At 64.8% G+C, this 24,483-nt stretch carries 26 protein-coding genes, 1 pseudogene and 1 riboswitch; of the genes and pseudogenes, 13 read left to right on the top strand and 14 right to left on the bottom strand.

Annotation, left to right across the window (positions count from 1 at the left end):
- Positions 1-10: 10 nt before the first annotated feature.
- Entirely contained in the window at positions 11-742 is a 732-nt protein-coding gene (ubiG, locus tag OMP43_RS00760; RefSeq protein WP_280277564.1) for a bifunctional 2-polyprenyl-6-hydroxyphenol methylase/3-demethylubiquinol 3-O-methyltransferase UbiG, read from the top strand.
- Between the two features lie 33 nt (positions 743-775).
- Here ubiG and OMP43_RS00755 read toward each other — a convergent pair whose 3' ends face one another.
- The 4 genes from OMP43_RS00755 to OMP43_RS00740 form a co-directional block, all read right to left on the bottom strand.
- A complete protein-coding gene (locus OMP43_RS00755; protein WP_280277562.1) occupies positions 776-988 on the bottom strand; it encodes a DUF4287 domain-containing protein in 213 nt (70 codons plus the stop codon).
- 67 nt (positions 989-1,055) lie between these two features.
- Positions 1,056-1,655: a hypothetical protein gene (locus OMP43_RS00750; protein WP_280277561.1), complete on the bottom strand. Its 600-nt coding sequence runs from the start codon at positions 1,653-1,655 to the stop codon at positions 1,056-1,058.
- A gap of 79 nt (positions 1,656-1,734) precedes the next feature.
- Positions 1,735-2,106, bottom strand: a complete 372-nt coding sequence (locus tag OMP43_RS00745) for a tRNA-binding protein (protein ID WP_280277559.1) — start codon at positions 2,104-2,106, stop codon at positions 1,735-1,737.
- A 39-nt stretch (positions 2,107-2,145) separates the two neighbouring features.
- Positions 2,146-2,493 carry a GFA family protein gene (locus tag OMP43_RS00740; protein ID WP_280277558.1) on the bottom strand — a complete coding sequence of 116 codons (348 nt, stop codon included), beginning with the start codon at positions 2,491-2,493 and terminating at the stop codon, positions 2,146-2,148.
- A 60-nt stretch (positions 2,494-2,553) separates the two neighbouring features.
- On the opposite strand from OMP43_RS00740, the gene OMP43_RS00735 reads away from it, so the two are divergent.
- The 4 genes from OMP43_RS00735 (at position 2,554) to OMP43_RS00720 (ending at position 6,465) form a co-directional block, all read left to right on the top strand.
- Positions 2,554-3,258: an endonuclease III gene (locus tag OMP43_RS00735; RefSeq protein ID WP_280277556.1), complete on the top strand. Its 705-nt coding sequence runs from the start codon at positions 2,554-2,556 to the stop codon at positions 3,256-3,258.
- Between the two features lie 30 nt (positions 3,259-3,288).
- Positions 3,289-3,990: a uracil-DNA glycosylase gene (gene ung / locus OMP43_RS00730; RefSeq protein WP_280277555.1), complete on the top strand. Its 702-nt coding sequence runs from the start codon at positions 3,289-3,291 to the stop codon at positions 3,988-3,990.
- 282 nt (positions 3,991-4,272) lie between these two features.
- Entirely contained in the window at positions 4,273-5,733 is a 1,461-nt protein-coding gene (locus tag OMP43_RS00725) for a S41 family peptidase (protein WP_280277553.1), read from the top strand.
- Between the two features lie 75 nt (positions 5,734-5,808).
- A complete protein-coding gene (locus OMP43_RS00720) occupies positions 5,809-6,465 on the top strand; it encodes a hypothetical protein (protein ID WP_280277552.1) in 657 nt (218 codons plus the stop codon).
- A gap of 273 nt (positions 6,466-6,738) precedes the next feature.
- On the opposite strand, the gene OMP43_RS00715 is transcribed toward OMP43_RS00720, so the two are convergent.
- Both OMP43_RS00715 and OMP43_RS00710 read right to left on the bottom strand, forming a co-directional pair.
- Entirely contained in the window at positions 6,739-7,020 is a 282-nt protein-coding gene (locus OMP43_RS00715; RefSeq protein WP_280277550.1) for a hypothetical protein, read from the bottom strand.
- A 53-nt stretch (positions 7,021-7,073) separates the two neighbouring features.
- Positions 7,074-7,475: a VOC family protein gene (locus OMP43_RS00710; RefSeq protein WP_280277549.1), complete on the bottom strand. Its 402-nt coding sequence runs from the start codon at positions 7,473-7,475 to the stop codon at positions 7,074-7,076.
- Positions 7,476-7,729: 254 nt separating this feature from the next.
- Between OMP43_RS00710 and OMP43_RS00705 the strand changes: the two genes are divergently transcribed.
- On the top strand, positions 7,730-8,656 hold the full coding sequence (locus OMP43_RS00705; RefSeq protein ID WP_280277548.1) for a hypothetical protein: 927 nt from the start codon (positions 7,730-7,732) through the stop codon (positions 8,654-8,656).
- A gap of 8 nt (positions 8,657-8,664) precedes the next feature.
- Entirely contained in the window at positions 8,665-8,988 is a 324-nt protein-coding gene (locus tag OMP43_RS00700; RefSeq protein ID WP_280277546.1) for a hypothetical protein, read from the top strand.
- A 479-nt stretch (positions 8,989-9,467) separates the two neighbouring features.
- Here OMP43_RS00700 and OMP43_RS00695 read toward each other — a convergent pair whose 3' ends face one another.
- From OMP43_RS00695 to OMP43_RS00665, 7 genes are all read right to left on the bottom strand, one after another.
- Positions 9,468-10,085, bottom strand: coding sequence for a Rid family hydrolase (locus OMP43_RS00695; protein ID WP_280277544.1), 618 nt, complete (start codon positions 10,083-10,085; stop codon positions 9,468-9,470).
- Positions 10,082-10,447: a hypothetical protein gene (locus OMP43_RS00690; RefSeq protein WP_280277543.1), complete on the bottom strand. Its 366-nt coding sequence runs from the start codon at positions 10,445-10,447 to the stop codon at positions 10,082-10,084. The genes OMP43_RS00695 and OMP43_RS00690 overlap by 4 nt, the downstream gene beginning before the upstream one ends.
- Before the next feature lie 138 nt (positions 10,448-10,585).
- Positions 10,586-11,062, bottom strand: a complete 477-nt coding sequence (locus OMP43_RS00685; RefSeq protein ID WP_280277542.1) for a DUF1579 domain-containing protein — start codon at positions 11,060-11,062, stop codon at positions 10,586-10,588.
- 75 nt (positions 11,063-11,137) lie between these two features.
- A complete protein-coding gene (gene thiC / locus OMP43_RS00680) occupies positions 11,138-13,018 on the bottom strand; it encodes a phosphomethylpyrimidine synthase ThiC (RefSeq protein ID WP_280277540.1) in 1,881 nt (626 codons plus the stop codon).
- Positions 13,019-13,051: 33 nt separating this feature from the next.
- A riboswitch (TPP riboswitch) is annotated at positions 13,052-13,159 on the bottom strand.
- Positions 13,160-13,197: 38 nt separating this feature from the next.
- Complete coding sequence (locus OMP43_RS00675) at positions 13,198-14,046, bottom strand: MipA/OmpV family protein (RefSeq protein WP_280277539.1); 849 nt, start codon at positions 14,044-14,046, stop codon at positions 13,198-13,200.
- Positions 14,047-14,119: 73 nt separating this feature from the next.
- Positions 14,120-14,869 (bottom strand): sterol desaturase family protein, encoded by a 750-nt coding sequence (locus OMP43_RS00670; protein WP_280277538.1) that lies wholly within the window; start codon positions 14,867-14,869, stop codon positions 14,120-14,122.
- A complete protein-coding gene (locus OMP43_RS00665; protein WP_280277537.1) occupies positions 14,869-15,576 on the bottom strand; it encodes a hypothetical protein in 708 nt (235 codons plus the stop codon). The genes OMP43_RS00670 and OMP43_RS00665 overlap by 1 nt, the downstream gene beginning before the upstream one ends.
- Positions 15,577-15,769: 193 nt before the next feature.
- Between OMP43_RS00665 and OMP43_RS00660 the strand changes: the two genes are divergently transcribed.
- From OMP43_RS00660 to OMP43_RS00645, 4 genes and pseudogenes are all read left to right on the top strand, one after another.
- Positions 15,770-17,449 carry a DDE-type integrase/transposase/recombinase gene (locus tag OMP43_RS00660; RefSeq protein WP_280277536.1) on the top strand — a complete coding sequence of 560 codons (1,680 nt, stop codon included), beginning with the start codon at positions 15,770-15,772 and terminating at the stop codon, positions 17,447-17,449.
- A gap of 2 nt (positions 17,450-17,451) precedes the next feature.
- A pseudogene (locus OMP43_RS00655) lies at positions 17,452-17,568 on the top strand (transposase); the annotation flags it as partial.
- A gap of 166 nt (positions 17,569-17,734) precedes the next feature.
- Entirely contained in the window at positions 17,735-19,669 is a 1,935-nt protein-coding gene (locus OMP43_RS00650) for a hypothetical protein (RefSeq protein ID WP_280277534.1), read from the top strand.
- Between the two features lie 1,435 nt (positions 19,670-21,104).
- A complete protein-coding gene (locus tag OMP43_RS00645) occupies positions 21,105-21,446 on the top strand; it encodes a hypothetical protein (RefSeq protein ID WP_280277532.1) in 342 nt (113 codons plus the stop codon).
- A gap of 349 nt (positions 21,447-21,795) precedes the next feature.
- On the opposite strand, the gene OMP43_RS00640 is transcribed toward OMP43_RS00645, so the two are convergent.
- Complete coding sequence (locus OMP43_RS00640) at positions 21,796-21,987, bottom strand: antitoxin (RefSeq protein WP_280277531.1); 192 nt, start codon at positions 21,985-21,987, stop codon at positions 21,796-21,798.
- 526 nt (positions 21,988-22,513) lie between these two features.
- Here OMP43_RS00640 and OMP43_RS00635 point away from each other — a divergent pair.
- Positions 22,514-22,852, top strand: a complete 339-nt coding sequence (locus OMP43_RS00635; RefSeq protein ID WP_086127851.1) for a P-II family nitrogen regulator — start codon at positions 22,514-22,516, stop codon at positions 22,850-22,852.
- Between the two features lie 26 nt (positions 22,853-22,878).
- Positions 22,879-24,282, top strand: a complete 1,404-nt coding sequence (locus OMP43_RS00630) for an ammonium transporter (RefSeq protein WP_280277528.1) — start codon at positions 22,879-22,881, stop codon at positions 24,280-24,282.
- Positions 24,283-24,483: the final 201 nt, after the last annotated feature.

The raw sequence follows: 24,483 nt of genomic DNA, 5'->3' as shown, positions 1-24,483 counted from the left end.
GGAGCGGCGCATGGCAAGCGCAACCAAAGCTACGATTGACCCCCGTGAAGCTGAGCATTTCGGCAAGCTGGCCGCGGACTGGTGGAATCCGAAGGGCTCCTCGGCGATGCTGCACCGGCTCAATCCGGCGCGGCTGGGCTATGTCCGGGCCGCGGTCGATGCGCATTGGGGCGGCGATTCCACGCGCTTCACGCCGCTGGCGGGCAAGACCGCGATCGATGTCGGCTGCGGCGCCGGCCTGCTCGCCGAGCCGCTCGCCCGGCTGGGCGCGACAGTCACCGGCATCGACGCCGCGCCCGAGAATATCGGCGCCGCCCGCGCGCATGCGGCGGCGGCCGGGCTGGCCATCGACTATGTCGCCGGCGGGATCGAGGATCTGCCGGGGCGGACCTTCGACCTCGTCACCTCGATGGAAGTGATCGAGCACGTCACCGATCCGGCCGCCTTCGTCGCCGCGCTGGCGGGGGCGCTGGCCGAGGGCGGGCTGATGATCCTCTCCACTCCCAACCGCACGCTCGCCTCGCGCCTGGCGATGATCACGCTGGCCGAGGGCACCGGCGCGATCCCGCCGGGAACGCATGACTGGCGCAAGTTCCTCCGCCCGGAGGAGCTGGAGGAACTGCTGGTCGCCACGGGATTGAAGGTGATCGACCGCACCGGCCTGGGCTTTTCGCCGGCGCGCGGCTTCGTGACCGGCACCGGCGAGGCGCTGAACTATCTGGTCACGGTGGTGCGGGCCTAGACCGTCCCCGGCGGAGCGGTCACGATCTGCAGCCTAGCGCCCTTCCGCCGCCAGCACGTGCGCGACCACGGCATTGGCATGCCCATGGCCCATGCCGTGCTCGTTCTTCAGCATGGCGACCAGCTCCATGTGCCTGGCGGGCAGCGCCTTGCGCACCAGTTCCTGCCATTCGCCGATCGGGCGCCCGTACTTCTTCTCGATGGACGGGAAATAGGAAGCCGGTCCCTTGATGGATTCGTCAGCCACGCGCTTCGCTCTCCGCATATATTGCCGGGACGCACTGGGCCATGCGTGGCCGCGGCGCAACCGCTGCTCAGGGCTTCTGGCCGAAGTCCAGCACCGCCATCGCGCCGATGTCGAGCGTCTGCCGGGCGGTGTTGATGTGCAGCGCCGCGGCGAGCTCGCCCTTCGCATAGTCGCGATCGGCATGGCCGACGACCTTGTAGAGCTTCCATTCGGGCCCGACCGTGACGCCCTCGCCGAACAGCCTGGTATAGGGCGCGGCGGCAAGCTGGAGCTGGGCCGAAGCGATCGTCGCGGTGGTCGCGCCCTCGGCCGGCTTCTCCACCCGGGCATAGAAGGCGATGAGCAGCTTGTCGCCCTTCCGCACGCCCGCCTGCAACGGCGCGTTGACTCCGACGCTCCAGGCATTGCCGCCCCCCGGCGTCTCGACGCGGATCGCCTTGCCGAACTGGACCTTGGCATCCTTGATCGACGCCGGCTTGGCCCCGCCCGGCAGGCCATAGACCTGGAAACTGTCCGGATCGGCATTGTTGAGTATCTCGGGCTCCGCCGCCGGCGGCGCTTCCTGCGCGGCGCGCGGGGCGGAGCCCATTGCCGGAATCGACAGGGCCGGTATCGAGATTGCCGGAATCGGCAGGGCCATGGCGGCGAGCGCCAGTCGCTTGGTCATATTTGCCTCCCCTCGTTATTTTGCGGCGAGGCTATGCCTGTGTCCGGAACGTTTCAACGGAAAATGTTAGCGCTACCGATCAGAAGAGCCGGCCGCCATCGGGCACCGGCATCGAGGGATGGAACAGCACCACCCTGCCGGCCGCGTCGGGAAAGCCGAGCGTCAGCACTTCGGACATGAACTTGCCGATCTGGCGCGGCGGGAAATTGACGACCGCGGCGACCTGGAGCCCCGGCAGTTCCTCCAGCGCATAATGCTCGGTGATCTGCGCCGAGGAGCGCTTGCGGCCGATGGTGGGGCCGAAATCGATCAGCAGCTTGTAGGCCGGCTTGCGCGCCTCGGGGAAAGGCTGCGCCTCGACAATTGTGCCGACCCGGATGTCGACGGACAGGAACTGGTCGAAGCCGATCGTCTCGGCGGCGGGGGCGGCGGGATCATGGGAAAGGTGCATGCCGATCCTCTGCCACCGCCACGCCGCCGAGACCAGCGCTCAGCGGCTCGCCCCGTCATACAGCTGCACATGAAGGGCATCGAGGTCGATCCCGTCGGCGCAGCGCAGGTTGATCTCGACCATCGGCCCGTTCGGCCCCTGCCCCTCGGCAAAGGGCGCGACGCCGCAGGTTCCGCAGAAGTGATGATCGATGACATGATGGTTGAAGCGATAGGTCGCCACCGCATCGCGCGGGGTATGGAGCGTGAACCGCTCCGGCGTGGTGAAATGGTGGAGCGGCGCCTTGCGGCGGCAGATCGAGCAGTTGCATTGCATCGCCTGGCCGGGCGGATCCTCCGCGACCGTATAGGCGATCGCGCCGCAATGGCAGCTTCCGGTGAACGGCATCGGCTCTCCTCCTGTTCCTTGGGCAGCGCGCCGGCGCCGCCCATTGTTCTTGTTCTAGCTATGTTCTACGCTGCCACCATGCAATCGGGCTTCGGATTCTGCGGGCACGACGACATCCAGCGCTGGCAGCGCGCGCTGGAGCCTATCCGCGCCCTGGCCGGACCGCTACCCCGGCGCTCGCCGATCGGGGCGCTGGTCAAGTCGATGATCAGCGGGCGGACCAGGGACGCGGTGTCGCTCGCCGCCTATGACCGGCTCGTCGCCGCGTTCGGCACCCCGGCGCGGGTGCTCGCGGCCGGCCCGGCGGACGTGCTGCGCTGCATCGGCGCGGTCACCCATGCCGAGGACAAGGCGCGCTACGTGATCGGCGCGCTCGGCCGGATCGCGGCGGAGCGCCAGGGGTTCGACCTGGGCTTTCTCGGCGAGCTGCAGCTCGACGACGCCCTGGCCTGGCTCGAGCGGCTGCCGGGCGTGGGCCGCAAGGTCGCCGCCGCCACGCTCAACGCCAGCACGCTCGACCGTCCGGTGCTGATCGTCGACGGCCATGTGCTGCGCGTGCTCCAGCGCACCGGCCTGGTCCGCCGCGGCGCCGGCGGCCGCGCGGCGAGCGAGGCGGTGACCCGGGCGATGCCCGAATGGCGGGGCCACGACTTTCTCGATTTCCATATCGGCACCAAGAAGCTCGGCCAGACGCTCTGCCGCTTCGACGCCACCGACTGCGCGCGCTGCCCCTTGCGGAGCGATTGCCGCGCGCGAGGCGATTGACAGGGCGGCGCGGCTTTCGGACAGGAGGCCATGGCCGAGGTGAAACTCCATCCGAGCTGGCTCGAACCGCTGCAGGGCGAGTTCGCCGATCCGTACATGGCGGCGCTCCGCCAGTTCCTCGTCGCCGAAAAGGCGGCGGGCAAGCGCATCTTCCCGGCGGGCAGCGAGTGGTTCCGCGCGCTCGACCTGACGCCGCTCGAGGACGTCCGCGTCGTCATCCTCGGCCAGGATCCCTATCATGGCGAGGGCCAGGCGCACGGGCTGTGCTTCTCGGTGCGGCCGGGCGTGCGCACCCCGCCCAGCCTGGTCAATATCTACAAGGAGATGGAGGCCGATCTCGGCATCCCGCCGGCGCGCCACGGCTTTCTCGAGCATTGGGCCGGCCAGGGCGTCCTCCTCCTCAATGCGGTCCTCACCGTGCAGATGGGGATGGCCGCATCGCACCAGGGGCGCGGCTGGGAGCGGTTCACCGACGCGGTGATCCGCCTCGTCAACGCCCGCGCCGAGCCGGTGGTCTTCCTGCTCTGGGGCAGCCATGCCCAGAAAAAGGCGGCGTTCGTCGATTCGATCGATCGCGGCGGCCGCCATCTGGTGCTCAAGGCACCCCATCCCTCCCCCCTTTCGGCCCATTCGGGCTTTTTCGGCAGCCGGCACTTCTCCAAGGCCAACGAATTCCTGGAGAGCCGCGGCATGAAGCCGATCGACTGGGCGCTGCCGCCCCTGCAGGGCTAGGTTCCTTCCGTTCCCGGCGGCGCAGGACGGAAGTTGAATGCCGAAACCTCTCTCTTCCGTCATGCTGAACTCGTTTCAGCATCCAATTCTCCACCAGCGATATCGCCCGGGGGCACCTTGGACCCTGAAACAAGTTCAGGGTGACGAATAAGGTTGGTCCGAAGCGCTCCGGCTTGCCAGCTACATCCTGAGCCTGAATGTCGATTGGCCCTAGATTACACCTATACGACAGGATGACTTGGCCCAGCGCTTGACTTAGGCTGCCCGCCGAGGAGACTTCGCATGCGCCGTACGTTGACTGCCCTGATCGCGCTTTCCCTTTCCGCCTGCAGCGGCGGCGGCGGCGGCGGGTCCGTCGCGGGCGGCGGCGGATCGTCCGGCAGCGTAACGCCGACGCCGACCAACACGCCAACCCCCACCGTGGCGGGCTGCACCCTGCGCGAACGCCAGGACTGGGCAGCCGCCCAGCTCAACGAATGGTATCTCTTTCCCGAGACGCTGCCCGCCAGCCTCGATCCCACGCCCTATGCCAGCGTCGGCGCCTATGTCGACGCGCTCACCGCCACCGCGCGGGCCCAGGGGCGCGATCGCTATTTCACCTATGTCACCTCGATCGCCGAGGAGAATGCCTATTATAATTCGGGCTCGAGCGCCGGCTTCGGCTTCCGCCTCTATCTCGACGGCAACCGGCTCTACTCCGCCGAGACGTTCGAGGGCACCAGCGCGCTCACCGCCGGGATCGACCGCGGCACCGAGATCCAGGCGATCGGCACCAGCGCCGCCAACCTGCGCAACGTCAGCGACATCCTCGCCGGCGGCGGCACCGCCGCGCTGACCGACGCGCTCGGGCCCAACACCGCCGGCACCAGCCGCACCATGCGCGTGAACGACGCCGCCGCCGGCACCCGCGTGGTGACCATCGCCAAGACCGACTATACGCTCACCCCGGTCTCCTCGCGCTACGGCGCCAAGATCATCGACGATGGCGGCCACCGCGTCGGCTATGTCAATCTGCGCACCTTCATCAACACCGCCGATTCGCCGCTGCGCGCCGCCTTCGCCCAGTTCCGCGCCGCCGGCATCACCGAAGTGATCATCGACCTGCGCTACAATGGCGGCGGGCTCGTCTCGATCGCCGAGCTGATGGGCAATCTGATGGGCGCCAACCGGGCGACCTCGGACGTGTTCGACTATATGACCTTCCGCCCGAGCAAGTCGGCGGAGAACAGCACCGCCTATTTCGCGCCCCAGACCCAGTCGATCGCGCCGACCCGCGTCGCCTTTATCGGCACGTCGAGCACCGCATCGGCCAGCGAGCTCGTCGTCGCCGGGATGCTGCCCTATCTCGGCACCAGCCTCGCCCTGGTCGGCACCAACACCTATGGCAAGCCGGTGGGCCAGATCGCCATCGACAAGACCGCCTGCGACGACCGTTTCCGCATCATCGCCTTCGCCCTGCAGAATCGCGACCATCAGGGCGCCTATTTCACCGGCCTCGCCGGCACGGTGCGGGCGAGCTGCCGCGCGTCGGACGACATCGCCTATCCCATGGGCGATCCGCGCGAGGCATCGACCCGCGCCGCGCTCGACTTCATCCAGGGCAGGAGCTGCACCGCGATCAGCGCCGTGACCGCCACCGCCGCGGCGCAAAGCGCCACCGAGACGGGCAGCGCGGCGGCGCACGAGCTGCTCGCGCCCGCCCGGCCGAGCGTGCCCCAGCGCGACGTGCCCGGCATGTTCTGATCCGTTTTTGCGGCGCGTGGCATAGGCGCGGGCCTTCGGGGTTGCTATCTTCCCCTCCCGACAATGGAGGAAGCAATGAAGTCGCTGTTCGGCCGCCTGTTCGGCAAGCGCATCGCGCCGCAGCCGGAGGCCGCGCTGGCACCCCCGGCCACGCCGCTGGCCGAGAAGACCGAATGGGTGCGCGACCAGATCCGCCGCGACGTGGCGAGCGGCTTCTATGACGAGGACGCGATCCTGACCAACGCGTCCGACGCCTTTGCCGACGACCTGTCTCCCGACGAACTGCGCCCGCTCGCCCAGAAGCTGCTCCGCCAGGCGCTGGCCGAGCAGCGCGCCGCCGAGCGCCACTGGCCCGACGAGACGGATTGCGACCGGCTCGACGCCGCCTTCGCCGCGCTGGAGGAAAGCGGCGTGATCGCCCGCCAGAATTTCAGCTGCTGCGGCAATTGCGGCGCGACCGAGATCTGGGACGAGGTGCGCGCGGCAGAGGATGCCGGGGTGCCGGCACGCGGCTATGCCTTTTACCACATGCAGGACACCGAGAGCGCCGTGGACGGCGGCGGGCTGTACCTCAATTACGGCGCCTGCGACGAGGGCGAGGACGCGGCGCTGGCGGTGGCGCGCGACATCGTCGCCGAGCTCGAGGCGCATGGGCTGGAGACTCGCTGGGACGGCAGCTGGGACCAGCGCATCGGCGTGGCGCTCGACTGGAAGCGGCGCCGGGGCATCTGAGAGGAGCATCCGAAGCAGCGCCGCGCGCGCGGAAGTTTACGAAGTTTAGACTATCGGGGGGCCAGTTTTCCCCCGCCCTCGGTGCGTGCGATCTCATCCAGATGGGCCTGGAACTCGGCCTCGCGCCGCGCTTCGTCCGCCGCTGCGCGCGCTTCTTCCTCCCGGGCCAGGCCGGCGGCCCGGACCTCCTCCAGATTGTGCGTCGCGCGAGAGAGCAGCGAGGCGGCGGCACTGCGCCTCCTCCTCATCGGGCCGGATAGGCCAGGCGAAGTCCTATTTTGCGAGCGTGGTTGGAGAGGTTTCCGGCAGGTGTTGCGCGGGGGCATCCATAGGGATCGCGGAGCCGCCTGCCCCGGGCGGCCGGGGCGCCGCGCGGATACGCCTGGCAAGCAGGATCGGCGGGATCGCGAGCAGGATCGCCGCGACCATTCCCCCGGCCGCGAGCAGCCCGAGCGGCGTCGTGCGCGCCTCCGCCTCCATCACCACGCGATCGCCGACCCGGAAGGTGGCGCGGGCGGTCTGCGGCGCGAACAGGGGGTGCGGTTCGGTGTCCATGCGCGGGGCTCCCTTCGGAGCGGCACCCTAGCATCGATGGCCGGGCGGCGTCTTCAGTCCCGGGCGGGCCCGATCAGGTCCCAGCGATTGCCGTAGAGATCCTCGAACACTGCTACCTTGCCATAGGGCTGCACGGCAGGCGGCCGGACGAAGCGCACGCCGGCCGCGGCGAAGGCCGCATGGTCGCGCGCGAAATCGTCGGTGGCGAGGAACAGGAAGACACGGCCGGCGGCTTGGTTGCCGATCGCGGCTTCCTGTTCCGGCGTGGCGGCCCGGGCGAGCAGGAGCGTGGTGGCGCCATCGGGCGCGCCGGGCGGGCGGATCGTGACCCAGCGCTTGTCCTGCTCGGGCTGGTAGCTGTCCTCGACCAGCGTGAAGCCCAGCTTGCCGATGTAGAAGGCAAGGGCCTCGTCATAGTCGCGGACGATGAGGGTGATATGGGCGAGTTGGGGCACCTTGTCTCCAGAGCAAGCCGGGCCGCGGCAACGGGCTCGGGCGCCGTCGCCGGAATGGCTGATACCCAAAATGGATTATTCTTCCAGTCTATTCGGTTGCGTGGATCGAAAAGCAGGGGCTATGCTTGAAACCCGCATGTCGAGTCGCACATGAACTGCGCGAAACTCCATGGGGCAATTCGGGTCAGCCAATAAATTTCTTCGATAAATCCTGGGTCGCATGACGCCAATTCTTCTACTGGGGAGAATCGATCATGCTACGCATTGAAGTGGATATGTTCTCGGGCCGGCCCAATCCGGTCTGGATGATCACCGAGGAAGAAGCAGCCAAGAAGCTGCTCGGCGCGGCCCGCGAGATGCGCGCCGCGGTGACCAAGCCCGGCGCGGGCTATGACGGGCTCGGCTTTCGCGAGGTTCGCGTCGAGAATCTCCTCGACGACGTGCGGGCGCCGCGCGGGCTGCCGCAGAAATTCGCGGTGGCGCCGACCGGAAAGGAAAATCTGGATGCCGCGGGCGAGCTGGCGCGCCTGCTCATCGGGACGATGCCGCTCCGCTCCGAGGTCCGGCTGGTCGAGCATGCCGTGACACCGCTCGACGAGAAGCTGCGCGAGACCGCGCTGGAATGGATGGAGGTGACGACGCGCCTGATGCGGAAGCCGCCGGGACCGCCGCCCCCGCCGCCCCCGCCGAGCAACCCGCTCATCACCACCATTCCCGACAGCAAGTGCAGCCAGTGCCAATATGAGGTCAGCCAGTATAACCCCGGCTTCTGGAACAATCCGGCGACCCAGCCCTATAATAATTGCTACAATTACGCGCGGAACTGGCGCACCAACACCTTCGCCCAGCCGGGCCGCGCGCATGGTGCGGGAACATCCGTCATGGCGTGCAACACGGTGACCGCGGCGGCGATGGCCGACGGCCTCAAGAAGCGGTGCACCTGCCTGCCGCAGAGCGAATATCCGCGCCGGCTGATGGCGCTGGTGATCGCGCCGGGCTATGACTATCACTGGTATCGCCACCAGCGCGGCGGCTTCTGGGGCCACAAGCCCGGCAGCACGGCAGCACGCAATTATGACAGCAACGGCGTGCTGATCACCGACCCGCAGACCTGCGCGCGGGGGCCGTACGCCAATTTCTGCGACTTTTTCTACGCAGGCAGATCGGTGGTGATCAACTGAACCAGGCCATGCGCGTCGAGCTCGATGTCTTCAGCGGCCGGCCCAATCCGGCCTGGCAGCTCGACGCGCAAGCCGCCGCGGCGCTGACCGCGCTGCACGATGCCCTGATTGCGGGCGCGGGCTGGCGAGAGCCTCCCGCGCTCGGCTATCGCGGCTTCCTCTATGCGATCCGCGCCGATGGCTGCCGCGCCTATCATGGCGCGGTGCGGACGCCGCACGCGATCCTTGCCGATCCACGGCAGACCATCGAGCGCTTCCTGATCGCCCGCCTGCCGCGCGACTGGGTCGGACTGGTGCCGATGATCGAAGACACGCTGCGCCCGCGGGAATGAACCCGGGAGCCACTGGAATCCCGGCCCCCGCGGCCGGAGACCCCGTTTTTGATCGTCGTCCCCGCAACCGGGAATATGAGTCCAACCTTGGTTGAAGACCCGAACAAGCCTTTGAGATCACTTCCGTCATCCCGGCGCGGGCGGGGATCCAGGACAGTCCGGGAGGATCGAAGCAATCACGCGCATGCTGGTCGGAAACGGCAAAGCGAGCCTTGCGCGCCTTGTCCCCGGCCCTGGATCCCCGCCTGCGCGGGGATGACCAGCTCCACTGCCTGGGTCGTCACCCTAGCGCGGATCGACATTTGGGATCTGTATCGAGCGCGCCTTGCCGACGGAGGAAAAGCCGTTCCCCGGCGGAGGCCGGGGCCCGGTTGCAACGCCGTGCGAGAGGTTCTCGTGCCCGGCCAGATGCACCGGGACTGGGGCCCGGCCTTCGCCGGGGAACGGGAAAGCCTCTTCCCGCCAAATGTCGATCCGACCTAGCGCTTCACCGCCACGACCTTGATCTCCGTCAGCCCCGCGTCGGGCAGCAGGCGATCGACGTCGATCGCGGTCCAGGCGGGAAAGGGCGCATGGACATAACGGTGCTTGACCCGCTTCATCGCCGCGAGCTGGGGCAGGATTTCGGTATGGAAGCTGGTGATATCCACCACATCGTCCCAGCTCGCGCCGGCGCGCTTCAGCGTCGCCTCGATCCGGCGGAAGGCGCGGTCGAACGCGGCCTCGAGATCGGTCTCGCCCGGGGCCAGGCCCACCACCACGCCCGAGAGATAGATGGTGTTGCCCGCCACCACCGCCTCGGCATAGCCCCAATCCTCCTGCGACGCCTTCGCGGCGGGATTCTCCGGCATGATCACCGTCATCGCGCTGCGCTGGGCATGGGCGGCGGCGGGCAGGCAGGCCAGCGCCGCCAGGGCCAGCACCACGCCACGGCGCCCGCCCCGCCGATTCGCCGCGCCGCCGATGCTTCGATCCCCGTCCCGTGCCATTGCCTGCCTCCGCCATGCCTTGCCCATGCCCCGCCCCTCGTCGCGGCCGGAAACAGCCTGCACCGGCACGGGCTCCGATGCCAGTGCCGTCACGGGGCGGGCGGTCACCAGATCTCGACCACGGCCTCGAACGGCGCGCCGCCGCCCCGACTATGATCGCCGCGGAAGCGGAGGCGGACGGGGACGATGCTCTCGCCGCGATATTCGGGCAGAACCTCGAGGCTGTCGATCAGGTCCTGCTCGACCAGGCGACCGAGCATGCCGATGAAATGACGACGCGCCGCTTCGGCCGCGGGGGAGAGATAGCCGATATCGTCCGGGCCGCCGGGGAAAGGGCGGATCGCGACCAGCCTCCCCTCGCGGACGAGCCGGTGCGCCGCCGCATCGCTGGTGACCGCCGAGAAATCCGGCGCGCACGCCATTCGCTCCTGCGCCACGGCGGAGGGAACGAGCCCGCCGAAGAGGAGCAACGCTCCCGCCCATCGTTTCCCGCCCCGCGCCATGACCTCTCCCCGATGCGAACGATGGGGGGAATAGCGCCCAATCTGTCGGGAATGGACACAGGCTCATCCGTTCCGGAGATGATTCCGCCCCGGGCGGAAACCGGTTCAGGCCCGAGTGAAGTCCATCGTCCAGTTGGTCTCCCAGGTCGCGCCGCCGTCCGGCGAAAGCGCCTGTTCCCAGCGCGGGGCAGCGCCGTCGGTCCCGAGCCACAGGAAGCGCAGGCGGACGGGGCGGCCGTCCAGCACGTCATCGGCATGGAAGCGGCCGATGCCATCCTCGAACGCGCCGATCACCGGCACGTCGAGCCGATGGGGCGCGCGGCCGTCGAGCCACCAGATCGCCCAGCTGGCGCTTGCCGGATCATAGGAGCGCAGCGCCACCGCGCGATAGGTCCCGCCGGGCAGATGGAGCAGATTGTCCTCGATATTGCCATTGCCGCCGAGCAGCGGGCGCTGCTCGCTGGTACCGGTGAATTCCTCCCAGGTCGTGCAGCCTGCCAGCCGCGCCGTGAGCCGGCGATGCCGGACGTGCCAGCGGCCCCGCTGGAAATCGAAATCGCGGCAAGGTTCGACGTGGTGCATGGACATTACTCCTGCGGAGACGGCGCAGCCCTAGCACAGCCTCCGCAGGATTGGAACATATTAGGAACGAAACCCCTAGTCGTGCTCGCGGCCGCCCGCGCCCATATAGAGCTCGCTGCCGGTTTCCTTGAAGACCTGGCTCATCGCGGCCATGCCCGCCTCGGCATCTTCCGCCGCCAGGAAGCCCTCGACCGGCGCATTCTGCTTCGCGGCGAAGTCGCGCACTTCCTGGGTGATCTTCATCGAGCAGAATTTGGGGCCGCACATCGAGCAGAAATGCGCGGTCTTGGCGCCTTCGGCCGGCAGCGTCTGGTCGTGATACTGCTCGGCCGTGTCGGGATCGAGCGACAGGTTGAACTGGTCGCGCCAGCGGAACTCGAAGCGGGCGCGGCTCAGCGCATCGTCGCGGACCTTGGCGGCGGGATGGCCCTTGGCGAGATCGGCGGCATGGGCGGCGAGCTTGTATGTCACCACGCCGACCTTCACGTCGTCGCGATCCGGCAGGCCCAGATGCTCCTTGGGCGTGACGTAGCAGAGCATCGCCGTGCCGTACCAGCCGATCATCGCGGCGCCGATGCCGCTGGTGATATGGTCATAGCCGGGCGCAATATCGGTGGTGAGCGGCCCGAGCGTGTAGAAGGGCGCCTCGCCGCACGCTTCGAGCTGCTTGTCCATATTCTCCTTGATCTTGTGCATCGGCACATGGCCGGGGCCCTCGATCATCACCTGCACGTCCTGCGCCCAGGCCCGCTTGGTCAGCTCGCCCAGCGTGTAGAGCTCGGCGAACTGGGCCTCGTCATTGGCGTCGGCGATGCTGCCCGGGCGCAGGCCGTCGCCCAGCGAATAGGCGATGTCATACGCCTTCATGATCTCGGTGATCTCGTCGAACTTCTCGTAGAGGAAGCTCTCCTTGTGGTGCGCCAGGCACCATTTCGCCATGATCGAGCCGCCGCGGCTGACGATGCCGGTGACGCGCTTGGCGGTGAGCGGCACATAGGGCAGGCGGACGCCGGCATGGATGGTGAAATAGTCGACGCCCTGCTCGGCCTGCTCGATCAGCGTGTCGCGGAAGATCTCCCAGGTCAGGTCCTCGGCGATGCCGCCGACCTTCTCCAGCGCCTGGTAGATCGGCACGGTGCCGACCGGAACCGGCGCATTGCGCAGGATCCATTCGCGCGTGTCGTGGATGTTGCGGCCGGTCGACAGGTCCATGATCGTGTCGGCACCCCAGCGGATCGCCCAGACCATCTTGTCCACTTCCTGCGCGACGTTCGAGGCGACGGCCGAGTTGCCGATATTGGCGTTGATCTTGACCAGGAAGTTGCGGCCGATCGCCATCGGCTCCGATTCCGGGTGGTTGATGTTGTTCGGGATGATCGCGCGGCCGCGCGCCACTTCGTCGCGGACGAATTCGGGCGTCACATAGTCGGGGATGGCGGCGCCCCAGCCCTGGCCGTCGCGCGCATATTCCTTCAGGCGCTCGCGGCCGAGATTCTCGCGCTCGGCGACATATTCCATCTCGGGCGTGACGATGCCCTTCCGGGCATAGTGCATCTGCGAGACGTTCATGCCCGGCCTGGCCCGCAGCACCTGCTTGCGGACGTTCGGGAAGGGCTGGACGCCGCCCGAGCGGTCGGGGCCGAGCTGGCCGTTATCCTCGGGACGGACCTCGCGCTGCGGCACTTCCACCACATCGCCGCGCCCGCGGATCCAGGCGCGGCGCAGCTCGGGCAGGCCGGCCATGATGTCGATGCGGGCATCGGGATCGGTATAGGGGCCCGAGGTGTCGTAGACGCGGACCGGCGGCTCGCCCGAGCCGGGCTCGAGATGGATCTCGCGCATCGCGACCTTCAGCGGGCCGACATGGATCTTCTTCGAGCCGCGGATCGCGCCGGTGGTGACGGCCAATGCGCTGCCCGCGGGGGCGAGTTCGGTCTTGGCGGGGATGTCGGCCATTCGTCTTCTCCATGACGGGAGAGGACGGTCTTCGGGTAAAGGCCGCTCCCTCCCTACGCCGGTCTCAACCGGATCAGGTTCAGCGGGTCTTGGCTTCAGCCAACTCTCAACCGCTCAGGCGCGGTCCCCCGGGGATGGCGGAGTCTTAGGCGCTCGGGCCGGCAAGGTCCAGCGATGCTTCAGAAGCTGTAGGCAACGCCGATGCTGCCCAGCCACTGGCCGCGCGCGCCCGCGGTGCGGACGATCGGCGAATCGCCGAAGTCGCCGATCAGCCTGCGATAGGTGGCGCCGCCGACGAGCTGGAGGCCATGGGTGAGGTCGCCGCCGAGCGACACCGCGCCGCCCAGGCCCGCGGTCCAGTCCTTCCAGCCGCCCCTGGGGTTCCACGCGGCCAGGCCGCTGGCGGCCGCGCCAGCGGGAGTCACGCCGAAATAGGTGGTGGCATAGCCCTTCTCCACGCGGGTCGCGGAAAGGAACAGCCCGACCATCGCCTTGCGGCTGAGCGGCGTCATATAGGTGATCGAGGGATTGAACACGCCCGCGCTGGAGACCCCGGCCACGTCATGGCGATAGGAGGCGCGGAAGGCGATCCGGTCATAGTCGCTGGTGAACACCCCGGTCTTGGCGACGCCGACAAAGCCGCCGACCTCGATCGCCGCATCGAGCTTGCCCAGCGCCCGGATCCGCGGATCCGCGATGGCGCCGATGCTGGTGCGGTTGAAGTTGACGTTGACCGTGGGGCCGGCCTGAAAGTCGAGGCCGCTGGCCGAACGATCCGGAATAAGGTCGATGCTCAGCCGGGTGCCCGCAAGCTCGAAGCCGAACCCCGAAAGCTTGCCGACGGCGAAGGGCACGGGGGCGAAACGATAGTCGTTCGAGCCTTCATAATCGGGCAGCACCGCCGCGCCGACGCCGATCATCGCGAAATCGCCCTTGTCGCGCGTGGCGGGCGGCGTTTCGTCCTGGGCCAGGGCAGGCATGGCGGCGAGGCAGAGCGCCGCGAAGAGCGCGGCACGGTGGATACGCATGAACTGGGTTTCCCGGATGTTGCAGCTGCGAAACGCCGCCCGCGCGAACCCGGTTCCTCCGGCCGGCGGCAAATCAGGACCAGTCGCGGCCCTTGGACGGTCCGGGCGGCGCGAAGCCGCCGAGCCCGGCATCGGTGCCGCAAAGCCGGTCCCAATGGCGGAAATAGAGGCCGAAATTGCGGTTGTAGCGCTCGTGATGGCGCTGGTGGTGGCTGGCGGTGATCAGCCAGGCGCCGAGCGGCCCGCGCCAGACCCAGCGCGGCCAGATCTCCCAGCCCATATGGTTGGTGACGCCCATCACCGTCATGATCGCCAGCACCCCTCCCAATGCACCGGCATGGATGGGGACCAGGAAGACGAGGCCGGGGATGACCACGGCGCCGGTCACCGCCTCGAGGGGATGGAAGCTCATCGCCGCCCAGGCGGTGGGCGGCCGGCTGGCGTGATGGACGGCATGCATGCGGCGGAAGAGCGCGGGCCGGTGCATCCAGCGATGCGTCCAGTAGAACCAGGCATCGTGCGCGAGGAGATAGAGCAGCACCGAGACGGGGAGATACCAGAGCGGAAAGCCATGGACATCGGCGTAGATCCGCGTCCAGCCGCGATTGGCCCAGCCCCAGGCAACGACGCCCGCCGGCACCCCGTAGATGGCGGCACTCGCCAAGCTCCAGCCGATCTCGCGGCGGATCTGCGGGCCGAGCCCGGCATAGAGCCCCGGGTGCCGGAGCCGCGTCGCCAGCGCGAAACCGCCGCTCGCCAGCAGATAGCGGAAGCCGACGATCAGCGTCATCGCCAGCGCGGAGAGGAGGATGGCGAGCAGCATCAGAGCTTCCCGGCCAGCCCCGCCGGATCATAGTCGAGCCCGTTGCCGATCGCATCGATCGCGGGGAGCGTGGTGCCGGGCAGCCGCGTCCAGCGCACCGTTTCCGCATCGCTGTCGATCCTGCCATGCGCGATCCGCACCTTGCGGGTGAGATAGTTGACGCTGAGCGACGAAGTCTCGCCGCTGTTGCGTTGGGTGTTCCGGGCGTCGAAGCCGATCAGCCGCAGCGCGCCCTCACGCCAGCGCAGCGTGAAGACGGTGCGCCCCATGCCCCATCCGCCCGCGCTCATGAACCGGCCGAGCGTGACCACGACATTGCCGCGTGCGATGGCGATCCCGCCGCCCGTCTCGCCATCGAACCAGTCCTCGGCGCAGGCATTGTCGCGGCGCGGCACCAGATCGTGATTCTGTACGACGAGGCGATAGCCGCCCTCCGGCCGCGCGAGCGCGACGCCGAGGATGCGCGGATTGGTGTCGAGCGTATCGCCGCAAAGGCCGTCATCGTTCTTCCGGACATTGGCGGGGTCCGTCATGTGGAGCACGAAGGCGAGATCAGGCCGGCCATCGCCGTCGAGATCGCCGGTCACCGCGCTCTCCAATGTCCAGCCGCGCGGCACGAAGCCCCGGGCGCCTGCGGCTTCAGCCGCGAGCACCGGATAGCCGACCGTCGGCACATTGTCCTGCGGAACGGGCATGGCGAATGGCATGGGTCGCTCCTTACCCCAGTTTCGCGCGGATCGACATGTTCCGCTCCGCTGTCATTTTCAAGAGACGACTGCACTAAATCGACAGGGAGTGATCCCGAGAGTGCAGCCGACTTCTGATATCCAATGATCAGAAGACGGCAGCACCAATTTAGGCTATGCTCACTAGCCGTGTGCACCAAATTGAGGTTCGCGCATGGCGTCTGAGACAGCCTCGATAGCCGAACGCGGCGTGGCCACCCTTTCCGAGGAAGAATGGGCGCAATGTCGGCGTCGGGCCGAGGTCATCGGACCATTGGCGGACCTTGCAGTAGTCGGCCACGAAGCTGCGGACATCGCCGCTCAAGCACTCGGCCTGTCCAGGCGGCAGATTTATGTCCTTGTCCGCCGCGCTCGACAAGGCGAGGGACTGGCGACGGATGTCGCTCGCGGGCAATCCGGCGGTGGCAAAGGCAAGAGCCGTTTGTCGGAGCAGGTCGAATTCATTATCCGCGACCTTCTTCAAAGGCGCTTCTTGACCAAGGAGAAGCGGAGCGTCGCGGCATTCCATCGCGAGGTTGCGCGTGTCTGCACGGCGCAGAATCTCCCGATCCCGACGCGCAATACCTTGGCCCGACGAATTGCTGGCCTCGACCCGATCAAAGCTACTCGCCTCCGGGAGGGTCAGGATGCATCCCGCGGCCTGCAAAGTGCCAGCGGCAGACCGCCAGTCCTGACCGCACCGCTTGAACGGGTCCAGATCGACCACACGGTCATCGACCTGATCGTTGTGGACGAACGTGATCGTCAGCCGATTGGGCGCCCATATCTTACGATCGCGATCGACGTGTTTACCCGATGCGTGCTCGGCATGGTGGTCACGCTTGAAGCCCCATCCGCTGTCTCGGTCGGCCTCTGCCTGGCGCATATCGCGTCCGACAAGCGCCCTTGGCTTCAGGAGCTGAACGCAGAGATAGATTGGCCGATGAGCGGCAAGCCCAAGCTGCTCTACCTGGACAACGCAGCCGAATTCAAAAGTGAGGCCCTGCGCCGCGGCTGCGAACAACATGGCATCAGGTTAAACTATCGTCCGCCTGGGCAACCGCATTACGGAGGCATCGTGGAGCGGATCATCGGCACCACAATGCAGATGATCCACAACGAATTGCCGGGCACGACCTTCTCCAATCCCGGTCAGCGCGGGAAGTACGCCTCGGAGAAGATGTCATCCTTGACCTTGCGTGAGCTGGAGCGCTGGCTCGCACTGGCGGTCGGCACCTATCACGGATCCGTACATAGCGGCCTGCTGCAACCGCCTATGGCGCGCTGGTCCGAGGTAATGGCCTACGAAGGCATGCCTGCCATCGTCACCAATCCCAAGGCTTTTCTGGTGGACTTTCTGCCCATCATACGGCGCACGCTCCAACGTACTGGCTTCGTAATCGACCACGTCTTTTACTATACTGATGCACTCAAGCCGTGGATCGCACGCCGTGACCACTTGCAGCCCTTCCTGATCCGGCGTGACCCGCGCGATATCAGCCGCATCTGGGTGCTGGAGCCCGAAGGGGCACTTTATCTGGAAGTCCCGTACCGAACCTTGGCACATCCGGCTGTCACCCTCTGGGAACAGCGAGAGGCGCTGACAAAGTTGCGGCAGCAAGGGCGCCACCAAGTTGATGAATCGGCGCTATTCCGCATGATCGGCCAGATGCGTGAGATCGTCGCCACCGCACAGAAAGCTACGCGCAAGGCGCGACGCGACGCAGACCGCCGCCAGCATCTCGAGACGCAGGCTCCGCCTGATCCCCGCGTTCCGTCACAGATGAACGCCCCGAGTGTTCTGCAAAGCGACCTGCCGCTGGCCAAGCCTTTCGATCAGATCGAGGAGTGGTAGCCGTGAACGAAGCTTCGATGGTCGATCTGTCTCATTTGCTGCCGGCGGTACAGGGCCTGGCGCTTTTGCCGGCGGAAGAGCGGGTGCAGCGCATCCGAACCGACCGCTGGATAGGCTATCAATGCTGCGGCAGTCGGCCCGACGCCAACCCTGACTTTCACGTTCGCGGCAGTCGGCGGCTATTCCTATGGCACCAGTACCGACGCGCTCGGTCGCGTTACGGTCTACCGCACCAATGGTCCCCAGATGCTTGGCATAACGCGTCCAGGCAGCGCCAGCGAGGACGTGACGTTCACCTACAATGCCGGCCGGGTGGCGAGCATCACCACAGCGGACGGAACCACGACCTACTCCTCAAGCGACGCGGGCAACGTGCGCACTGTGACGGTCACCGATCCTCTGTCACACGCCACAACGCACACTTTTGACATCGCGCTCCAGCGCATGACGGGCAAAACCGATGCGCTAAGTCACACGACAAGCTGGCAATATGACAGCAGCGGTCGCATCACACGCGTCACCCAGCCCGAGGGCAACTACCTCCAGCTCACCTACGACGCGCGCGGCAACGTGACCGAGAAGCGTATGGTGGCAAAGTCGGGCTCGGGCGTAGCCGATATTGTCACCTCTGCGAGCTACCCGGCGACCTGCGTTGACGTAACCTGCAACGAGCCGACCACAACTACCGACGAACGCGGCAACGTCACCGACTATACTTATGACACGACGCACGGTGGCGTGCTTACCGTTACCGCGCCGGCGCCGACGACCGGCGCGACGCGACCGCAAACACGGTACACCTACACGTCCCTGCAGGCGTATTTCAACAAAGGGTCCGGAATCGTGGCATCGGGCGAGCCCGTTTATCGCCTGACCTCCGTTTCCCAGTGCCAGACCGGCGCGACCTGTACCGGTACCGCGGACGAGGTGAAAACCATTATAGATTACGGTCCGCAGGTCGCGGGCCCGGGCGATAATTTGCTGCCGGTATCGGTAACGACGAAAGCGGGCGACAGTTCGTTGAGCGCCACGACGACTACAGGATATGATAACGTCGGCAATGCGATCACCGTCGATGGGCCGCTTTCCGGCACGGTCGACACCACTCGCTATCGCTTTGACGCTGCGCGGCAGCTGGTTGGCGTAACCAGTCCCGATCCCGATGGAGCAGGTGCCCGCAAACCCCGAGCGGTGCGGAACACGTATGACGACAAGGGTCGCGTGACCCTGGTTGAGACTGGCACCGTTACCGACCAGAGCGACACGGCCTGGGCCGCCTTCACACCGGCACAGGCGGTTGCCACCAGCTATGATGGTCTTGATCGAAAGTTGACTGTCACAGTCAAATCCGGGAGCACCAGTTATTCGCTGACACAGTATAGCTATGACGCAGCTGGCCGGCTCGATTGCTCTGCGGCGCGAATGAACAGCGCGACATGGAATTCGCTGCCGGCTTCAGCTTGCACCCTTGGCACCACCGGCGCGGCAGGGCCTGACCGCATTACGAAAACCACCTACGATGTCGCCGACCACGTTACGAAGGTCACCTCAGCCTTTGGCGTGACCGACACCCAATCGGATGACGTAAGCACGACCTATTCTAACAACGGTCGGGTGGCATCGGTAACCGACGCCGAAGGCAACAAGACGACCTATGAATATGACGGCGTCTATCGCCTCGTTAAGACCCGCTATCCGGTGGCGACCAAGGGATCGGACACTAGCTCGACTACCGACTACCAGACTGATCCGATTGGTTATAGCGATGGCCTCAACTCTTACGCGTACGTAGGGGCCGATCCAATTAATGCTACCGACCCGTCAGGAATGTTTGGCCTTTTTGGTGGCTGCCCAGCTGGAAGTAGCTGCACAAGTACGAACCCGGCGGCTTCGAATGCAGCCGGTGGTTACCGGAATGCGAAGCTAGAAAGCGCCATCCAAGGGGCGCTTCCGGGCATTTCCAAACTCGGTGTGAATCAGATAATATCCTGCATTAACTCTCCTTCAGCGGCCTGTATGAGCGCACCCATTGCCGGTTGGGACGGCGGATATGGAGGCACGAAAGATCGCTTAACCTACTCTGAAATTGCCACACTTGTTAAAGGCAATAACAAATCCGATCAAAGAGATGAACTTGTAATCGCGCTCATATATAAGGAATCCAGATTTGACCCGAGCGCAAAATCTAGCGCCAAAAAAATAGCACCGCCGCTGGATTGATGCAAATGACAAAAACAGCCGTGAACGAGGTTAACAGAGTTAATAAAACATCGTTTGCATATGATGATATGCTAACCTCTTCGACAAATATACAAGCAGGGACGATGTATCTTCAGATACGTATTGATAGAGCAGGGAGTATTCAGGCTGGGCTCAACGGATTTGGCACTGGTCGCGGATATTCAATATCGATAATCGACGCCTATAATCAGCTTATTCTTGGCCCTCGAGACCCAATGGCCGTTCTAATTCAGGAGATTGGAAAGCCATGAAAGGTGTAATATGGATAATATTCGCATTTATGTTAACGGGTGCGGATTACGCTTGCCAAGCGGATGATCAAATCGTGTATGCAAAGTTACGCATGTACGACAACGGCGCGGTATTTTTGGCAGATATAACTCAAGATGGAGTAAGATCTCCATATCGTCTCAGGGCGACTTGCTTAGAAGGGTGCAAAAGGCCCGTATACTTTTCGGAAAATTACGGAGACACCCCGCTAGGATTATTCAGTTACTATGACATGGATAATTTGATCGTGTCATATTGGCAGGCGGCCAGCGCTTATAAGGTTAGGATTTTTCGTATATCGGGTGATGGCGTGGTGAAGGTGCTGGATGAATATTCAATGGCACCACTAAATATACACGCCGAAGGAAGCGTCGTTATGGTAACATTAGCTCAGCACGCGTCCGATAGGAGTACCGATTTGACTACCGTGAAATTTCATTGGGTAAATGGGCATTTTGTCAAGGAATAAACTGTACTCACCGAAATTTGAGTCGCGCGCGTCATCAAAATGGTTACAGTTTATGTCAATGTTTGTGGGCGCAAATAGCGGTTTCGTCGCGGCGATGAGCAACGTATTCTAGGCGCTCCGTTCTACACCGATTGATCAGCAATACTCCGCGGTTTTCTGAGGGCGTTCCGCTTGTCAAGCGATCGATGCAGTCCAAGCCCCTCTTGCCGCCATTAAAACGGCGCGTTGCCAGCGGATTGTGCCGGGTGTCATGTCACCCGGCCTCGCTGTGGCGGTGCCCTGCTGGGGCTTGGTTCAGGCTCGATAATGAATAGAAACCTATCTTATTCGATTGCGCTGGTGGCTATCGCCTGTGGCGGATGCTCTAGGGGCGAGGTGAGCCTCGGAGGAGGATTGAAGCTGGTTGAGTTAGATGGCGACAACAAGGCCATTATAAAGAATAACGGTGAGTTTGTCATATATCCAAATATAACTAAAATATCAAAGAATGGTACGATAATAAGAGGCACCAGATCCAAATCAAAATACACTATAGATGACACGAATCCGTCGCTTGATAGTGGATTTGGGGATTTTTGTATCGAAGTAAACGGTGAAAAATACAGGTTTTGTTAATGTTTGAATTTATAGTCGGCGATATTGCAAGCGTGCTGTGTTTCCTGCCGGAATGATTTCATGAAGAAATTGGCTTTGGCTATCGTCATGCTGGTGGCACTCACGCTCATATTTCCTATAATCATGATGTCCGCGATCAAGCCAAAAGAATATGCTTGCACCTGGAAAAAGATGTCAGTGATTGCTTCGCCGTCAGGTCAGAAAAGCGCACTGCTCTATTTGACCATATGCGACAACGAGAGCATGGTTACGTTTTCGACCTATAATGTCTTTGTTATTAAGAACCCTGATGAAAAGATGTTCACTCCCGATAGAAATGATCCTAGATTGACATATTCTAGGGAAGCGAACGTAAATTTTCCTCAGGTGACATGGGAAGATGAGACGGTAAGAATCAAGTAATCTTGGGGCATTTCGCGCCCTGGGGATCGGCTCTATCGGTCCACCAGATGATGGCGACGAGGATGGCGGAGAGGAAGATGTCTGCGCGCTTGTCATAGCTGGCGTTGACACGGCGGAAGTCTGTGAGGCGACAGAAGAAGCGCTCGCTGCCGTTTGGCTCCGAGACCGGGATGCCTGAGCGAGGGCGCGGTACGGTACGATCAAGCCGGTGACCTGCTTGTCCGTTATCAGAACATTTGTGAGCAGGCGTGTGGGCGCAGGTAGCGCCACGCGGGATCAGGGCGCCGGGTTCGACGAGCCGGTGACCTTCACGTTCTTGTGGTCGAGTCCGCTATAGTTGGCGTCCGGACTACGCGAGCCATTGAGGTGGCATCGGGGTCTCGTCGGCCGTACCCCACTTGGCCAGCCATGCCGCTACCTCGGCATGGTCGACAATTCGGCCCGCGGCAGAATCGGCATCCGCACGGGCATCGGCCGCGGCTTCGGCCGCCAGGTCGGTGCTTTCGAAAATGGCGCGCTCGGTTCCCATCCAGGGGAACATAGCAGATTCCTGCTAAAATACCTGCACGCTAGCCGAGCGCGAAGCGCGCCGGTCGTTTATCGAGCACAAAGCTCAAGGCTTCTCGAAATTCCAGCTGCCCAATATCGAATCCTCCACGGCTCTCCTGGCCGCCGACATCGTACTATTTCAACCTCGCCCATTCACACCCATTCGAAGGGCGATCAGAATGATGCGTTCGGCTCGAAAGTCCTAGCCTCTCAAGACCGTTTCTCACGACAGGACGCCCCCCGAACATCGTCCGTCCACTTGGCGCTCACCCATTCTGCCGCCGCCCTAGTGCAGTCGCCTTTTGACATCCGTGCAGTCGTCTTCTGAAAATGACATCCGCCGCACCGGATGCACAACGAATTCTGCCCGTTTTTTAGGCACTCCTTCGCAACTGCACAAAATTTTACCGCCAGGTAGTATTTGATTGCGCGGAAACCCCGCGGAATCGTGGGATTCTTGCGCTTGGCACGCCGCTTGCTCCTGCACCTCTCGGGATAACCGCCAACGAGGGGGCGACATGAAACTCATCATCGCCATCATAAAACCGTTCAAGCTGGACGAGGTCCGCGAGGCGCTCACGGGCGTGGGGGTCGCGGGCATGACCGTGTCGGAGGTCAAGGGGTTCGGCCGCCAGAAGGGCCAGACCGAAATCTATCGCGGCGCGGAATACAGCACCAACATGGTGCCCAAGATCAAGATCGAGGTCGTGGTGGGCGCCGACCTGGCCGATCGCGCCGTCGAAGCGATCCAGGCCGCCGCCAGCACCGGCGCGATCGGCGATGGCAAGATTTTCGTCCTCGATGTCGGCCAGGCCGTGCGCATCCGCACGGGCGAGACCGACGAGACGGCGCTGTGAAGATGGGGGTCCAGATGAAACTAGCGATGAAGATTGCCGCGGGAGCGGGGCTCGGCGCCCTGTTCGCCGCGATACCCGCGCTCGCGCAGGCGCCCGCCGCCGCCCCGGTGGTGCCGACCGACGCGATGGTCAACAAGGGCGACGTCAGCTGGATGCTCGTCTCGGCCGCGCTGGTGCTGATGATGTCGGTGCCCGGCCTCGCGCTCTTCTATGGCGGCCTGGTCCGCACCAAGAACATGCTCTCGGTGCTGATGCAGGTGCTCACCATCGTCTGCGTCGCCGGCCTGCTCTGGGTTACCATCGGCTATTCCATGGCCTTCACCAATGGCGGCGCGCTCAACGCGTTCGTCGGCGGCTTCTCCAAGGCGCTGATGAAGGGCGTCGACGCCAACACCTTCGCCGCGACCTTCTCGAACGGCGTCTATCTGCCCGAGACGACCTTCGTCGTCTTCCAGATGACCTTCGCGATGATCACGCCGGCGCTGATCGTCGGCGCCTTTGCCGAGCGCGTGAAGTTCACGCCGCTGATCCTCTTCGTCGTCGCCTGGTCGATCCTGGTCTATTATCCGATGGCGCACATGGTCTGGTACTGGCCGGGCCCGGACTTCACCGCCGGCCTGCCCGACGATCATGGCTTCCTGTGGGGCAAGGGCGCGCTCGACTTCGCGGGCGGCACCGTGGTGCACATCAATGCGGGCATCGCCGGCCTGGTCGGCTGCCTCGTGATCGGCAAGCGCGTGGGCTACAAGAGCGAGCCGATGCCGCCGCATTCGCTGACCATGACGATGATCGGCGCCTCGCTGCTCTGGGTCGGCTGGTTCGGCTTCAACGCCGGCTCGAACCTGGAGGCCAACAAGTTCGCCTCGCTCGCCTTCATCAACACCATGGTCGCCACCGCCGCGGCGGGCGCGATGTGGGCGATCATCGAGCAGGTGGTGCACGGCAAGCCGTCGCTGCTCGGCGCCGCCTCGGGCGTGGTCGCCGGCCTGGTCGCGATCACCCCGGCCGCCGGCTTCGCCGCCCCGATGACTTCGGTGGTGCTCGGCGCGGTCGCCTCGATCGGCTGCTTCTTCTTCGTCACCACGGTGAAGAACGCGCTGAAATATGACGACACGCTCGACGTGTTCGGCGTGCACTGCATCGGCGGCATCATCGGCGCGATCGGCACCGGCATCGTCGCCGATCCGGCGCTGGGCGGCCAGGGCTTCATGGACTTCACCGTGATCCCGGCGGTGGCCGGCAAGTACGACATGGCCAGCCAGCTCTGGGTGCAGACCCAGGGCGTGCTGACCACGCTGGCCCTGTCGGGCGGCGTGTCGCTGGTCCTGTTCCTGCTGCTCAAGTTCACGATCGGCATCCGCCCCAGCAAGGAAGTCGAGGTCGAAGGCCTGGACATCAATGCCCATGGCGAGCGCGCCTACAATTACTGACGAGATCGGGCGCCGCGCGCATCTCTCCTGCGCGCGCGGCGCCCAACCGAGGTTCCTCCTGCGGACGACTTGGGCCGGTGGTCTCGACCATCGGCCCTTTTTTTGGCGTTTGCGGGCCGGAGGCACGCGGACGCATATTCCCGCCAAGGCGGGGATCCCGGGACCCCGGCCCTTGGGCCGCGGAATACCCCATACATGCTT

The organism is Sphingomonas sp. CBMAI 2297, from assembly GCF_029870595.1.
In the GTDB taxonomy this organism is placed as follows: Bacteria; Pseudomonadota; Alphaproteobacteria; order Sphingomonadales; family Sphingomonadaceae; genus Sphingomonas.
This window is presented reverse-complemented; position numbering and strand designations above follow the sequence as displayed.

Excerpts from the sequence above, each read along its gene's own strand:
- ubiG (WP_280277564.1), top strand. The coding sequence starts at position 11 with ATGGCAAGCGCAACCAAAGCTACGATTGACCCCCGTGAAGCTGAGCAT.
- OMP43_RS00750 (WP_280277561.1), bottom strand. The coding sequence starts at position 1,655 with ATGACCAAGCGACTGGCGCTCGCCGCCATGGCCCTGCCGATTCCGGCA.
- OMP43_RS00745 (WP_280277559.1), bottom strand. The coding sequence starts at position 2,106 with ATGCACCTTTCCCATGATCCCGCCGCCCCCGCCGCCGAGACGATCGGC.
- OMP43_RS00740 (WP_280277558.1), bottom strand. The coding sequence starts at position 2,493 with ATGCCGTTCACCGGAAGCTGCCATTGCGGCGCGATCGCCTATACGGTC.
- OMP43_RS00735 (WP_280277556.1), top strand. The coding sequence starts at position 2,554 with ATGTTCTACGCTGCCACCATGCAATCGGGCTTCGGATTCTGCGGGCAC.
- ung (WP_280277555.1), top strand. The coding sequence starts at position 3,289 with ATGGCCGAGGTGAAACTCCATCCGAGCTGGCTCGAACCGCTGCAGGGC.
- OMP43_RS00725 (WP_280277553.1), top strand. The coding sequence starts at position 4,273 with ATGCGCCGTACGTTGACTGCCCTGATCGCGCTTTCCCTTTCCGCCTGC.
- OMP43_RS00720 (WP_280277552.1), top strand. The coding sequence starts at position 5,809 with ATGAAGTCGCTGTTCGGCCGCCTGTTCGGCAAGCGCATCGCGCCGCAG.
- OMP43_RS00715 (WP_280277550.1), bottom strand. The coding sequence starts at position 7,020 with ATGGACACCGAACCGCACCCCCTGTTCGCGCCGCAGACCGCCCGCGCC.
- OMP43_RS00705 (WP_280277548.1), top strand. The coding sequence starts at position 7,730 with ATGCTACGCATTGAAGTGGATATGTTCTCGGGCCGGCCCAATCCGGTC.
- OMP43_RS00700 (WP_280277546.1), top strand. The coding sequence starts at position 8,665 with ATGCGCGTCGAGCTCGATGTCTTCAGCGGCCGGCCCAATCCGGCCTGG.
- OMP43_RS00685 (WP_280277542.1), bottom strand. The coding sequence starts at position 11,062 with ATGCACCACGTCGAACCTTGCCGCGATTTCGATTTCCAGCGGGGCCGC.
- thiC (WP_280277540.1), bottom strand. The coding sequence starts at position 13,018 with ATGGCCGACATCCCCGCCAAGACCGAACTCGCCCCCGCGGGCAGCGCA.
- OMP43_RS00675 (WP_280277539.1), bottom strand. The coding sequence starts at position 14,046 with ATGCGTATCCACCGTGCCGCGCTCTTCGCGGCGCTCTGCCTCGCCGCC.
- OMP43_RS00670 (WP_280277538.1), bottom strand. The coding sequence starts at position 14,869 with ATGCTGCTCGCCATCCTCCTCTCCGCGCTGGCGATGACGCTGATCGTC.
- OMP43_RS00665 (WP_280277537.1), bottom strand. The coding sequence starts at position 15,576 with ATGCCATTCGCCATGCCCGTTCCGCAGGACAATGTGCCGACGGTCGGC.
- OMP43_RS00660 (WP_280277536.1), top strand. The coding sequence starts at position 15,770 with ATGGCGTCTGAGACAGCCTCGATAGCCGAACGCGGCGTGGCCACCCTT.
- OMP43_RS00645 (WP_280277532.1), top strand. The coding sequence starts at position 21,105 with ATGAAGAAATTGGCTTTGGCTATCGTCATGCTGGTGGCACTCACGCTC.
- OMP43_RS00640 (WP_280277531.1), bottom strand. The coding sequence starts at position 21,987 with ATGTTCCCCTGGATGGGAACCGAGCGCGCCATTTTCGAAAGCACCGAC.
- OMP43_RS00635 (WP_086127851.1), top strand. The coding sequence starts at position 22,514 with ATGAAACTCATCATCGCCATCATAAAACCGTTCAAGCTGGACGAGGTC.
- OMP43_RS00630 (WP_280277528.1), top strand. The coding sequence starts at position 22,879 with ATGAAGATTGCCGCGGGAGCGGGGCTCGGCGCCCTGTTCGCCGCGATA.